General features: G+C 48.1%; 12 protein-coding genes. 1 reads left to right on the top strand and 11 read right to left on the bottom strand.

Annotated elements, in window-relative coordinates; all coding sequences use genetic code 11:
• Positions 1-826: 826 nt before the first annotated feature.
• The 11 genes from D9T21_RS10785 to coaBC form a co-directional block, all read right to left on the bottom strand.
• Entirely contained in the window at positions 827-1624 is a 798-nt protein-coding gene (locus D9T21_RS10785) for a type 2 periplasmic-binding domain-containing protein (protein WP_123324936.1), read from the bottom strand.
• 187 nt (positions 1625-1811) lie between these two features.
• Complete coding sequence (locus tag D9T21_RS10780) at positions 1812-2357, bottom strand: acyloxyacyl hydrolase (protein ID WP_123324935.1); 546 nt, start codon at positions 2355-2357, stop codon at positions 1812-1814.
• Between the two features lie 136 nt (positions 2358-2493).
• Positions 2494-3288: a type 2 periplasmic-binding domain-containing protein gene (locus D9T21_RS10775; RefSeq protein WP_123324934.1), complete on the bottom strand. Its 795-nt coding sequence runs from the start codon at positions 3286-3288 to the stop codon at positions 2494-2496.
• A 113-nt stretch (positions 3289-3401) separates the two neighbouring features.
• Entirely contained in the window at positions 3402-6461 is a 3060-nt protein-coding gene (locus tag D9T21_RS10770; protein ID WP_206427261.1) for an error-prone DNA polymerase, read from the bottom strand.
• Positions 6462-6463: 2 nt separating this feature from the next.
• Complete coding sequence (locus D9T21_RS10765; protein ID WP_123324932.1) at positions 6464-7867, bottom strand: Y-family DNA polymerase; 1404 nt, start codon at positions 7865-7867, stop codon at positions 6464-6466.
• A gap of 4 nt (positions 7868-7871) precedes the next feature.
• A complete protein-coding gene (locus D9T21_RS10760) occupies positions 7872-8570 on the bottom strand; it encodes a hypothetical protein (RefSeq protein ID WP_123324931.1) in 699 nt (232 codons plus the stop codon).
• A 77-nt stretch (positions 8571-8647) separates the two neighbouring features.
• On the bottom strand, positions 8648-9139 hold the full coding sequence (locus D9T21_RS10755) for a hypothetical protein (protein ID WP_164464648.1): 492 nt from the start codon (positions 9137-9139) through the stop codon (positions 8648-8650).
• A gap of 37 nt (positions 9140-9176) precedes the next feature.
• A complete protein-coding gene (locus tag D9T21_RS10750; protein WP_123324929.1) occupies positions 9177-9503 on the bottom strand; it encodes a DUF1820 family protein in 327 nt (108 codons plus the stop codon).
• A 94-nt stretch (positions 9504-9597) separates the two neighbouring features.
• Positions 9598-10167, bottom strand: coding sequence for a TetR/AcrR family transcriptional regulator (locus D9T21_RS10745; RefSeq protein WP_123324928.1), 570 nt, complete (start codon positions 10165-10167; stop codon positions 9598-9600).
• A 94-nt stretch (positions 10168-10261) separates the two neighbouring features.
• Positions 10262-10852 carry a nucleoid occlusion factor SlmA gene (gene slmA, locus D9T21_RS10740; RefSeq protein WP_123324927.1) on the bottom strand — a complete coding sequence of 197 codons (591 nt, stop codon included), beginning with the start codon at positions 10850-10852 and terminating at the stop codon, positions 10262-10264.
• A 59-nt stretch (positions 10853-10911) separates the two neighbouring features.
• A complete protein-coding gene (gene coaBC, locus D9T21_RS10735; protein WP_123324926.1) occupies positions 10912-12129 on the bottom strand; it encodes a bifunctional phosphopantothenoylcysteine decarboxylase/phosphopantothenate--cysteine ligase CoaBC in 1218 nt (405 codons plus the stop codon).
• 153 nt (positions 12130-12282) lie between these two features.
• Here coaBC and radC point away from each other — a divergent pair, with 153 nt between their 5' ends.
• The gene (gene radC / locus D9T21_RS10730) at positions 12283-12957 is read left to right on the top strand and encodes a RadC family protein (protein WP_123324959.1); all 675 of its coding nucleotides are present in this window, start codon (positions 12283-12285) and stop codon (positions 12955-12957) included.
• Positions 12958-12985: the final 28 nt, after the last annotated feature.

The following is a 12985-nucleotide window of genomic DNA, read 5'->3' as shown; positions in this document are numbered from 1 at the left end:
AACACCGCCAGGCTCCTAATTCGAAAAACAAAGAACCCAGCGAAAGCTGGGTTTTTTGCTTTTAGGACTGGTACTGCCGTACCACTCCTATGAAGACCCAACCATCGAGGGTCATATCCATTAATACTCTTTGAACAGCGTCCTATAGTGATACATCCCTGTAGCGGGCATCCAGCTCGGCATCCATGCCTCGCGTTCATCACTTGTCGAATGCCACCGGCATTCGCCATGCTTCTACGAAGCACCGTTCTTCACCCCCATGTGAGAGTAGAACACCGTCCCGCGCCGGCTACGGGGCTCCCAATTCCAAGAAAAAGGGCTATCCGAAAGGATGGCCCTTTTTTGCATCTGGCGTTTAGCAAAACGTCATCACTGCTATCAACCTCATATGGATAGTCCTTTGTCTTAGAAAGGCACAGGCGTGCCACTCCTATGAAGAGCCTAACCCATCGGGGCTTCTCAGTATCTCCTCTCTGCATAAAAGACAGGTAACAACCCTTCCCTGGTGCTATGTCCACGGCAGCATCCATGCTGCCGGTTCAGCCAGCTGCGTTATGCCACTGGCATAACGGTCTGACTTCACCGGTGACCGGCGCAGCCCCATGTGAGAGCTTTATTAATTCAATAAAAAAAGAACCGTCTTCCCGGTTTCGCTCTGCGAAGACCGGGACCCCCGTCGTGTAACCGTAGAGTTAAAAAGCGCACTTTACACAGCGCGAATAAAACAAAGACCGTCATCCCGGAAAGTACGAAGTACTTATCCGGGATCTCCTTCTCACAAGCGTAGAGTAAATAAGAGCACCATACTCAACATCCAAGAAGAACCCTACTGCAAGCCTGCCTGAATAGACTCAAGCCGGTAACGGGCGTTACCGATGTTATACCGGGCTTTAAGCATAGCGACTAACCCGGGGTTGCTGGCTATAAACTCATTAAGCTCCAACAATAGTTCTGGATTCTTGACCGTTGATAAACAGAATTCGACTACAGTTACCGGCAGGTCAGGATCGAGCTTAAAATCGTCTACATCATCAAGTTTCTGCATCAGATACTTAGCAACGTAATAGTCCATATCAAAAGCGTCAGCTCTATCCCACTGCGCCATATAGATAGCTGACTTATTGTCTGCTACCGATATAAGCTTCGTTTGCCCGCTATCTATACGTTCTTGCCAATACAAGGGGGAAAAGCCCAATACAATGGACACTTTTCTGATGGAGGAGATGCCCTGTCCAAATCGCTCTGGCTTTACAAATGTACCAACCAGGCTTTCTGTTAACGGGGCGCTAAAGTGCTTGGTGGCATTATCGTTTACCGGATTAGTCCAGGTTGGATGGTCCGGGTAAACAAAGTCTACGTTACCTTTTTCCAGTTCAATCTGCAGCCGCAGCACTGGCATACTCACATATTCAAATTTAATACCCCGGTCAGCAGCAAAAGCTTCAAGCAGTGCCCAGGCGTAGCCTCTGTCTTTAACCGCTGAGAATTCATAATGTGGGTAATAGGCGATATTTTGTGATGCTACTACATAGGTTTCGGCGCAGGCAGAGCTAAATGACAATGCCGATGAGAGCAGCAAAGCAATGGAACCTGCATATTTGCGAATAAGAGAATGCTTCATCATTACTTAATACCATGAGTAATAGATTAACTATAGTACATGGACAAACACAGATGCCAAAGACATTTGCAATTAACGCGTAGCGCCGGGAAACGTCAATCTATAAGTTCAGTTTCTATCGGGTGGCTGGAGGGATATATATCTGCGGTACACTCTGCTGTCAGGCAACAGCAGAGTGCGTGCGATTCGGTTAAAAATGAGCGATGTAAGCAAGGTTAAGAAAATCCAGACCGGGGTTATCATTATTCAGGCCACCATTTGAATAGTGAATAAATCTCACAGCAACCTGCTGAGTTAGCTTTTCACTTTCATCCAGGTCAATGATAAGACCAAGCTTATCTTCAAACTGATAATGTGAACCGATATCCTTACCTCCAAAGTGCTGATCACTAACCACACTTAGTCCAATACCGGCTTCCAGATAGACAGGATATTCGTCGCTAATTGTGCCAAGGCGCTTAATAATTACCGGGGTCAGTGCCACGGTAAAATTGGTATCGGTTTCGCTGTCACCATTTTGCGAGTAACGCCAAAAATTAACGCTACCCTCCAGATAAACGTCTACGTCGCCCAGCCAGGTGGTATCAATATCCAGAGTGGTTGGACGCCAGGCGACCCGAACGCCCTGGATATCATCGAATCCATTAAGATAACCAACAGAAACAGCCTGATCGTTAGCAATAGAAAAGCCGGAAAAAGAAAACAGAAAAATAAAAAGAAAATAAGGTTTAAGCATGATATTCACTCCTTTGAAATCAACGAAGCAAATAGTTGGCCAGTTGTAACCTATTGATAATTGGTGCTTATTGAGGGGTTGAAAACTGAAGCGATGTTAAGTTTTTAGTTGCTAAGGAAAAAATTACACATAAAAATCAGTAGTATTGGTCACTTAAGTTTTTGAGAATAGTCTCCGGTGATTTGATTCGGTACTGCTTATGAAGTTGTTCAATTAATGCCTGGTGTGAAGCAAGAAAGGCGTTAAATTCGTCCAGCAGCTCGGTGTGGCTGACTGTTGCTAACATAAAGGCTACACCGTCATGGGGTAATTCGGGGTCCAGTGTAAACTTGCCAAGAGAGGGCTGTTGAGAAGCGATATGCTGAGTGACATGGTATTCAAGGTTGGCTGCGTCAGCCTTGTTCTTAGCTATGAGTTCCAGCGCATTAAGGGTATCGTTAACCCGGATAAGGTGTGTAAGCTGTTTATCCACTCTTTCCTGCCAGTTAACTGGTGTAAAGCCTAAGGGCATTGCCAGCCGGCGAATTTCGGCAATGCCGGCACCCACTTTATCGGGGCGGAGAATCGTCCCTCCCAGTGCCCTTGTTACTGGCTGACTAAAGGTTTTGAACGTATTACTCATAATCGGATTATACCATTTAGGGTTGTCCGGATAGATAAAGTCCACACTCCCCTTTGCGAGTTCTTTTTGAAGTCGGAGAACCGGCATAGAAATATACACAAACTCATGTTTGGTAGTGGCTTTGAAAGCTTCGAAGATCGCCCAGGCAAGGCCTTTGTCATCCTCTGAAGTGAAGTCGTAATGAGGGTAATAATGAAAATTCTGTGTACCGATAACAATGGTGTCGGCGCGGCTATAGTTTCCCGCGATAAGAAAAAACAATAGTGCCAGGCGGCTTATAACAAAAGCTATACCCTTAAAGCTATACATAACAAAGCGTGTTTATGAGACATCTATAACACTAGATTACGGCAAAGCCTGTGTATTTTATATACGTTTTTGTCGATATATACGTATTTTCTTATGTAAATTGCGTACTATCACTAATGAAAGTCTCTGGAATGCATCAGTAACTGCTCAAATTTGTCACTGTGATCGATAAGTTTACCTGCAATGATATGGGTTACACCTTCTTCTGAGCGTTCTAATATTCCCCGGACTTCAAGGATCTTACTGCTGATAAAGGCTTTTTTCTGTAATCGTGCGGTACTCTGCCAAACCACCACATTCAGATTACCGGTGTGATCCTCCAGTGTCATAAAAGTTACGCCGCCCGCCGTGCCAGGTGCTTGTCGGCCAACTACGCAACCTACTACTCGTATGGGAGATTTATGTGCTTTGTTCAGGACTTCACTGGCCAGTGTCAGGTGGGGAAGGGGATGTTGCTCTAAAAGGAGCCTGACAGGATGCTGAGACAAAGAAAGGTTAAGCGACGCGTAATCTTCAATCAGGTCTTCAACCGCTGTTGGCGCCAACATCTGTGGCCTGCTGTCACTCTGATCTTTCAATAAAGGCAGTGTCATTTGAGAGTCCATCAGCTGCCAGCGGGTATTAAAACGGTCTTTAGCCAGTGTTTTTAAGACGTTGGCACTGGCCAGTGCAGACAGCTCACTGCGACTTAGGCCAAGGGATTTAATCTCAGTCAGGCTGGAAAACCCTGTTTCCGGGCGGTGTGATATCAGTGTGTTCATGGCTTTGTCTGATAAGCCATTTACTTGTCTCAGGCCCAGTCTGAAGTGATGATTATCAACAACAGTGTGATCAATACTGCTTTTGTTGATATCAACCGGCAATGCATAAATCTGATGCCGGGACGCATCCTGAATAAGCTGCGCGGGTGAGTAAAAGCCCATTGGCCAGCTGTTAAGCAAACCAACATAAAACTCCACCGGGTAATAATACTTAAGCCAGGCTGAGGCATAAGCCAGTACCGCAAAAGAAGCGGAGTGAGACTCAGGAAAGCCGTACTCGCCAAAGCCACAAATTTGCTCAAAGAGCTGCTCGGCAAATTGCGGCTTATAGCCTCTCTGTGTCATGCCGTCGATCAGTTTGCTTCTGAACTGGCGTAGCTTGCCGTTTTTCTTCCAACTGGCCATGGCTCTTCTGAGCTGATCTGCTTCGCCGCCGGTAAACCCTGCTGCAACCATGGCTAACTGGATCACCTGTTCCTGAAAAATTGGCACCCCCATAGTTCGGCTCAGTACCGATTTCACTTCATCAGAAGGGTAGCTAACTGGTTCCTTACCGTGCCTTCTTAATAAATAAGGATGCACCATATCACCCTGAATCGGACCGGGCCTGACAATCGCTATCTGCACCACCAGGTCATAGTAAGAAACGGGTTTTAATCGGGGCAGCATGGACATTTGTGCACGTGATTCAATCTGAAATACACCTACGGTATCGGCTTTGCAGATGGCATTAAATACCTGCTGATCACTACCATGGGCAGAGATAAAGGGAATGGATAAATCCTGTTGATAACGGGCTTTGATCAATGAAAAGGCTTTACGTATTGCAGTGAGCATGCCCAGCGCCAGCACATCCACCTTTAACAGGCCCAAAGACTCCAGATCGTCCTTATCCCACTGAATTACACTGCGCTCTGCCATGGCGGCATTTTCAACCGGTACCAGCTCATATAGCGGACCAGCAGAAATGACAAAACCGCCTACATGCTGAGACAAATGCCGGGGAAAGCCAATGATATCTTCCGTTATGCTAATTAGCTGCTTAACGGTACGGCCGTCCTGATCGATGCCCAGTTCCTGCAACTGGCTTTGCCAGCCAAGGGTTCTATCGCGAAGGTTAAACTGCTTCAGCCAATAACTAAGGAGTGATTCGGGCAGCCCTAATGCCTTGCCAACTTCTCGAAACGCACTTTTAAATCGGAAAGTCGAAACACTGGCCGCCAGCGCGGTTCGCTCACGGCCATACTTGGCGTAAATATACTGGATAACTTCTTCACGACGTTCATGTTCAAAGTCCACGTCAATATCCGGCGGCTCGTTACGCTCTTTGGAAATAAAGCGCTCGAACAACACGTTAATCTGGCGCGGATCCACGGCGGTAATTTCAAGGCAATAACAAACAATGGAGTTCGCCGCAGAGCCCCGGCCCTGATACAAAATCCCCCGGCTTTTGGCAAATTGAACAATGTCGTAAATGGTCAGAAAGAAGTATTCAAATTGCTCTGAATGGATAAGCGCCAGCTCTTTTTCAATCGTCTCTCTGATAGCCTCAGGCACACCTTGTTTAAAGCGTTTCTTAATCCCTGTTTCAACGCAGTGGCGAAGATAGCTGGTTGCTGTATAGCCGTTGGGTACAAGCTCGCTGGGGTACTGATACTTAAGCTCATCCAGATTAAACTGACAAAGGCTGGCAATGCTCACACTCTCGCTTAACCATGCCTTAGGATATAAGCGGGTGAGCTTGGTAAGCGTTTTAAGACTGCGCTCCTGATTAGGTAATCCATCGCGGCCTAAATCGGCCACCGTACTGCGTGTGCGTATGGCATGCAAAACATGTTGGGTATGCTGGCGGTCGGGGTGATGAAACAATGCCTGGTTGGTTGCTAACAGAGGGAAACAATACTCTTCACTAAGCGACATTGCCGTGGCGAAATGAGTGTTATCATTGCCGTTTAATAAACGCGATACACCAATCCAGCAGCGCTCACTGAAAAACTTAGCGAAAAATTCTGCCCATTGCCTGTCATTGTCGTTATACGCCGGTAACCAGATAGCCAGGCACGACTTAACCGATTTGAGATCCCATTCTGATAAAGCGTAATGCCCTTTTTCGCTACGCCGCCGCGCATTGGTAATAATACGGCAGAGCTCGGCATACGCGGTTTTATCCGGGCACAGTAAGCACACTCTCAAATCCGGCGCCAACCGAAACACGCTGCCAACAATCAGTTTTATGGGTAAGCCATTCGCCTTGATTTCTGCGTGGGCCCTGACCACCCCGGCTACTGAACATTCATCGCTGATGGTAATGGCTTCATAGCCCAGAAAGGCGGCAGTATTAACCAGCTCTTCGGGATGAGAGGCTCCTTCTAAAAATGAGAAGTTACTCTGGCAAACCAATTCAGCAAACATAATCAGCCAAAGTACCCGTGTACATACCAGTGCTGTTGATCATCCCGATACACCCACAGGCGCTGGCCTTTGCCGGTTACGGCTAAAAAATAGTCCCGCTTTACCGGGTGATCATCCCACCAGCCAGTATGAATCCGCTCCGGCCCGTAAAGAATTTGAGTCTGCTCGGTCAGCGGTTGAGGCTGAACCATCAGCCAGGCCGGTTGCTGGCCGTTAGCTTCTGAACTGGCCGGTGCATTATGAAGTGTGCATGTCTGTTGTACGGCATAATCCTGACGGTGCTCATTAACCTGATCAACCGTTTTCACGCTATCGTTGCCGAGCCTGGCCAGCAGTTTGCCCAACAGCATGTTTTCAGCGTGTCTTGAGTAGGTGCTTTGCAGTAACGACAGGTTTTCCGGATCAAACTCAACCAGTTGGTCACATATAAGGGTTAGTGAGGTGACCGGAGAGTCGAGCTTAAGTTGCTCAAGCTTTAGGTCGATGAGCATTTGCCATTCACTTAAATGATGATGAGCGGTACCGGCATTAACCACAAACACCATGTTATCGTGCTCCCGTTGCTGTAGTTCAAATTGCAGAGTGTCGGTGGCCAGGTTACGCTTTTGCAGGTATGTACAATTATTGGCTAGCACGACAGCAATATAGCGGCTTAATCCCGGTGCAGACTCAACCGCATAAGGCAGTTCAAGGTACTGGCTGAATAGCTTTCGCGGGTGAAATAAACTGTAAGGCGGCTGCTTTACGCCCTTTATAGCCAGCAGGTAAGTAATGATCTGGTTATTAAAGCGTTTACCAATTTCTTCCAGCGGTAACGCAATAAGTTGCCCCAGCGTGCGAATTCCAATTCGGTTTAACTGCTCGATTTCTCTGGCGGGGAGTTCAGTAGCCTGTAGCGAGCAGTTTTTAAGATGGTTATTGGCCGGGTCAGGGGTTTTCTCTACCCGGTTAACGCAACTGCGGGCCAGCACCCGGGCTATTTCGATGGTAGCACCAGAGCCAAACTGAAAGTGCACGCGCTGTGCGGTTAACGTTCGTTCACATAACGCCATAAAATTATCCAGTCCCTGATAATAACGCATCAGCGGACTCAGATTAATGGCGATACCATTGCTGGCAACACAGACGATATCAGAGGCAATTGCATAAAGAGTGGTAGCCAGCTGCTCCAGCTGACTGCTTTCGCTATTGGCGGAATATTCAATAATCCCGGTTTGCGCATGGATAGCGGTTACTTCTGCTAAGCCCATACCCGGCTTAATGCCAGCACTGATGGCCGCTGCTGATAACTGACAAACGGTATTGTCGGTTCCGTCAAACACTACTGTTGGCCCGGTTTGCTCAGGGTGAAGCTGCTCAAATAAATCGAGCTGCAAGCGTGGAAAATGCAGATAGAGCCAGTGCATTAAACTAACTGACTTCGTGAATAGCAGTTGCAGCGCTGTTACTGTACTGCCTGAACGCGTTAATAATGGCACTGTTAGAAGCCGGAAGCGGATGTTCAATGGCAATATGCTGTTGCGGCCAGGCACCGCTGACCCGATGTAAATGAACAAACCATTGCCGCGCATCGCAGCTCAGCTCCATATCAATGTTTACCGGCAACGCGCCCGGAATCCTGTTACCGGGATGAACCAGTACTACCAGGCAGTCGTATTGCCTCGCCAGTACCTGCAGTCGTCGGGCAGCCTTCGGTTCTATCTGAGCAAGGTACATCACTACACAACAACAGGCCTGACTACGAATTGCCTGTTCACAGGCCCATAGGGCATCCGCTTCGTTAGTGGTGTTGATTACCCAGGATTGTTGCTGGTAAGGCGTTTGAGACAGCCAGTTTGGGTTTAAGTGCAACCGGTTGGGCAACCAGATAATGCGCTTTTGGGTACCGGCTTTTTGCAACAGTACATTATTCAGCAGTTGCAGTTCGCCTTGCCCGGCAAGTGCTCTGATACTCATTGCGCCAGCCGCAGGCACACCGCCTGCACAGGCTTTATCCAGACTAGCCTGGCCGAAAGGCAGCCGCACTTCGTTACCATCGGCACTGTGACGGTGGTCCCGGCCCCTAAAAACCAGGGGATGTTTAACAAGCGAACTGATAGATGCTGACATAATAAAAATACTGTTTATTTATACAGTATTTTAGTCAAAAAAAACGCCTCTGCAAGAGGCGCGTGGGATTTGTTTAATTATTCCGCTTTACTGCTTTCAGTTTTGGTTGGCGGAAAGCTAAGACCGCGGCAGGCGATAATAAAGCCATCGAGGGTATTTTTACTCCAGGCCATGCGGATATCGCTGGGCTGTATTTTAATCACTTCACGAAGTTGCTCCAGGGTCACTTCTCCATCCTGTAAAGCGGCATTGAGAGCTTCTTCAACCGACATATCTTTATCCATGCAATACACTGCCACTGCGCTGATTTTCTCAAACATCGGTTGCAGTGTTTCATAGTGCTTAGCGTTCACTAAACCACGTTTGTGTGAGGCGTCGAGCCGTTCGGCCAGAAAGCTCTGAATTTGTTGGGCGAGCACCACCATGCTGCCGTTAGCATCGCTCATCCGTCTTGAAGTGGCTTTCAGGCTGTTCTGGCACAGTTGCAGTTGCTTTTGTAAGTTCTGAACTTTCAGACCAAAAAAAATCAATAACAGAACCAGCGCAGCAAAGCTTGCAAATATCAGCATATCAGAATAATCCATGTGTCAGTACAGGCTCGCAGGGTTAATCTTTCTTTGGGGTATAAATCGGTCCGGGGAACGCCGTTACCTTATCCGATAACTCAGTGATTTTGGCACTACCTTGTTTTTTTACCTGGTCGATTCTAAGCACATTATGCATTGGAATAAAAGTGCTGGTGACATCGGCAAACTCGGTTTTGAGTTTTTCATGGGAGGGATCCACCACAATGTGACTGTGGTTATCCCAGACAAAATCGCCAATTTCTACAAACCCAAATAATCCGCCCTGGGAGACCTCCCGCACATATAGCTCATAATGTTCACCATTACTCACAAACTGTACCCGGTAGAGCTTTGTATTGTCGGCCATTGATGTTCTCTTTATTACTGCTGAAAAAGGTATAAAACTAACGCCGATTATAAGGGGAGAAGGGTGGCCACTCCAAGAGGAGAAAGCACAATTGTTATTGCGAAATGGGCTGCAGAAGGGCGCGGGTGGCGATATGTAACTCTTCTTTACTTTCCGCCAGAATGCTGTTGATGGCAAATCCCTGCACGAAACTGGTGAGCTGTAAGGCTACCGCCTCAACGTTGATATTGGTTTGTACGGTTTGCTGGCGTTGCGCTTGCTCCAGGCAGCCGATAAACGCCAGCTGCAGTTTGTCGAGATAGTGGCGGCCCAGTGAGCGGATATGATCATCTTCGCTGCCTAACTCGGTTACCATGTTAATCAACAGGCAGCCGCGACCATAAATATGTTCTATGTAAGTGGCAAAGAAACGCTCAATAGACGCCAGCCCCTGATGATCCTCAAGGTGTGCAAGAATGGGTGATAGTTTGTGGGTATCGTAATACTCCAGGGCGGCGTAAAGAAACTTAAGCTTACTGCCAAACTCAAGATAAAACCCCCTGCGATTAAACTCAGTACGGGCGATAATTTCATCCATTACGGCGCCGTTGTAACTGTGTTCAATAAATATATCTTCCGCTTCGCAGAGAATATCATTCAGGTTGTAAAGCGATGTGCGAGGCATAATAAAGTCAGCGTTTTAATCTAAGTTAACTGTAGTTTGCCTCGCATGAAATGCAAATAAACGGTTGCTCTCAGTCTGCATTTGTCAGCGTATGTTAAATGAAAAAAGACTGCTTAAAGCAGGCCCAGTGTTCATTGAAATACTCGGTAGGTTTGCGCTGAAAACCACTGCGGATAAACTGGTTGATGCGGCCGTCGGTAAAACAGATAAGCGTGTTTGCTATGAGGCCTTCATCGGCGGCAAGCTCTTTACCTTCACGCAATCTGCGCTCCCGTAAAACCTGCTTTAACTGAGTTTCCAGACGTTCGAACAGTTTGGCAATGCGTAGACGCAAACGTTCCTGTTCACCCATCAGTGCATCACCGTTCAGGATACGGGTAATGCCGGGGTTCTTTTCGGCAAAACCAAGAATAAGGTGCAGAATGAGCTGACAACGGGCTGCCGCATCTTTCTCTTCATTGATTATTTTATTGATGCGCGAAAACAGGGTTTCCTCAATAAACTCAATTAAGCCTTCAAACATCCGGGCTTTGCTGGGAAAGTGACGATACAGCGCGGCTTCAGATACGCCTACTTTTTCAGCAAGCTTCGCCGTGGTTATACGCTGACCGGGGCTGGTTTCCAGCATTCCGGCGAGCGCCTGTAGAATTTGCGCTCTACGGTTAGTTCGTTTTGCAGCAGGCATAATAAAAGTGCTTCCTCCACCATATTATTGAGTGACAACAGTTTCCACTTTATTGTGAATTATAATGACAGTGTGTCGTTTTTTTCTTGATATCGTTCAATGACTACGTTCAACAACGCCAGCGCGAGTTCAGTTTTGGGCTGGGCAGGTAAATCACAGCGCCCATCCGGCCAGAACACCTGTAACGCATTGGCGTCACTGTTAAACCCTAAACCGGCAACAGTAATATCATTCGCCGCAATCATATCGAGTTTCTTATCGGCCAGTTTCCGTTTTGCATAAGCTTCAACATCCTGACTCTCTGCAGCAAAACCAACGCAAAATGGTGGCTTAGGCAAGCCTGCTACTGTTTTTAGGATATCAGGGTTTTTTACAAAAGTAAGTGTTAACTCATCGGCATTTTTCTTGATCTTATTATCCGCTACATTTTCTGCCCGGTAATCGGCAACAGCAGCCGTTGCGATAAAAATATCCTGACTGTTAACCTTGGCCATTACGGCCTCGAGCATCTGCCCGGCACTCTCTACATTAATTCGCGTTACCCCGTCTGGCGTGGGCAAAGCTACCGGGCCGGCTACCAGAGTTACCTCGGCGCCAAGGTTTCGGGCCTGTTCGGCAATGGCAAAACCCATTTTGCCCGAGCTGTGGTTAGACAGAAAACGCACCGGGTCCAGACTTTCCCGGGTTGGGCCGGCGGTAATCAACAGGTGCTTGCCCCGTAGCGGCAGCGGCCTGTTGAGTAATGTCATTAAACACTCAACGATTTTTTCTGGTTCAAGCATCCGGCCAGGGCCAATGTCACCACAGGCCTGGGCGCCGTCCTCCGGGCCGAGAATGTGCGTCTCGTAGCTACGCAATAATCGCAGGTTGTGCTGTGTCGGTTTAGCTTTCCACATTTGTTGATTCATGGCAGGAGCAATACACACGGTTGCCGAGGTGGCCAGGTATACGGTGGTCAGTAAGTCGTCGGCAATGCCATGGGCAAGTTTAGCCATGGTGTTGGCGGTAGCCGGCGCTATCAGCAGAATATCTGCCCATTTGGCCAGCTCAATATGGCCCATCGCGGCTTCTGCGCTGGGGTCCAGCAAATCAGTGCTCACTGGAAAACCCGACACTGCCTGCAGCGACAACTCGCTGACAAAGTGCCCGCCTGACTGGTTGAGGATCACGCGAACCCGCGCGCCCTGAGCGGTTAATTTACGCACTAAATCCGGGGTTTTATAAGCCGCTATGCCGCCGCTAATTCCCAGTACTATTTTTTTACCTTGTAACGTCATGTGTATATGTCCGACCAGCTAAACAGGGAAAGATTAGCATGCACCGCACCTGGTGTGTAGCGAAAACCCGGCTCAGGTGCAGTAGTTGGCCGGCAACTTTTCTCTTAGTCTGTTGAGGTTACCAACGTTACATTACCGAGAGATGTTATGACGCTGACACTCCATCACTGGCCACTACAGGAACGACCCCGCGAGAGACTGCTTAAGTATGGGCCACAGCAATTATCAGACACCGAACTGCTGGCGATTATTCTGCGCAGCGGCACCCGCGGGCTTACCGTACTGGAGTTGGCGGGAGCGTTACTAGCGCATTTTAGCAGTTTGCGCGGGGTGATCTCCGCTTCCAGTCATGAACTTTGTGCGCTGCCAGGCATTGGTAAAGCCCGCTATTGCGAGCTTCAGGCGGCCATGGAAATCTGCCGCCGCCAACTGGCTGAGCCATTATATAAACGCTCGGTATTTCATTGCGCCGAAGATGCTAAATTTTACCTGCGGGCTGAGCTGCGCGACTTAAAACAGGAAGTGTTTGGCGTGTTGATGCTCGATAGCCAGCATCAGCTTATTATGTTCAGAAAGCTGTTTTCCGGTACTATTAATGCGGCGGCTGTTTATCCCCGGGAAATTGTCAGGCAGGTAATTGCCGACCATGCTGCAGCGATTATTCTGGTGCACAATCACCCTTCAGGTAATCCCACTCCCAGCGAGGCGGATATTCGCTTAACCCGGGATATTAAACACGCCATGGCGCTGGTGGATGTAGAGGTGCTCGACCACTTTATTGTGGCCGATAATCAGGTGTGTTCTCTGGCCCAACAGGGCTTAATGTGATCAACTGAGCCGCCGATGTGGTATAAAG

Origin of the sequence: Marisediminitalea oceani (assembly GCF_003731635.1) — a bacterium.
Taxonomy (GTDB): Bacteria; Pseudomonadota; Gammaproteobacteria; order Enterobacterales; family Alteromonadaceae; genus Alteromonas; species Alteromonas oceani.
Note: the sequence above shows the minus strand (reverse complement) of the source record. Positions and strands in the feature narration are given on the sequence as shown.

Bases quoted from the DNA above. Each gene is read 5' to 3' on its own strand.
- D9T21_RS10785 (WP_123324936.1), bottom strand. From the start codon at position 1,624: ATGATGAAGCATTCTCTTATTCGCAAATATGCAGGTTCCATTGCTTTG.
- D9T21_RS10780 (WP_123324935.1), bottom strand. From the start codon at position 2,357: ATGCTTAAACCTTATTTTCTTTTTATTTTTCTGTTTTCTTTTTCCGGC.
- D9T21_RS10775 (WP_123324934.1), bottom strand. From the start codon at position 3,288: ATGTATAGCTTTAAGGGTATAGCTTTTGTTATAAGCCGCCTGGCACTA.
- D9T21_RS10770 (WP_206427261.1), bottom strand. From the start codon at position 6,461: ATGTTTGCTGAATTGGTTTGCCAGAGTAACTTCTCATTTTTAGAAGGA.
- D9T21_RS10765 (WP_123324932.1), bottom strand. From the start codon at position 7,867: ATGCACTGGCTCTATCTGCATTTTCCACGCTTGCAGCTCGATTTATTT.
- D9T21_RS10760 (WP_123324931.1), bottom strand. From the start codon at position 8,570: ATGTCAGCATCTATCAGTTCGCTTGTTAAACATCCCCTGGTTTTTAGG.
- D9T21_RS10755 (WP_164464648.1), bottom strand. From the start codon at position 9,139: ATGCTGATATTTGCAAGCTTTGCTGCGCTGGTTCTGTTATTGATTTTT.
- D9T21_RS10750 (WP_123324929.1), bottom strand. From the start codon at position 9,503: ATGGCCGACAATACAAAGCTCTACCGGGTACAGTTTGTGAGTAATGGT.
- D9T21_RS10745 (WP_123324928.1), bottom strand. From the start codon at position 10,167: ATGCCTCGCACATCGCTTTACAACCTGAATGATATTCTCTGCGAAGCG.
- slmA (WP_123324927.1), bottom strand. From the start codon at position 10,852: ATGCCTGCTGCAAAACGAACTAACCGTAGAGCGCAAATTCTACAGGCG.
- coaBC (WP_123324926.1), bottom strand. From the start codon at position 12,129: ATGACGTTACAAGGTAAAAAAATAGTACTGGGAATTAGCGGCGGCATA.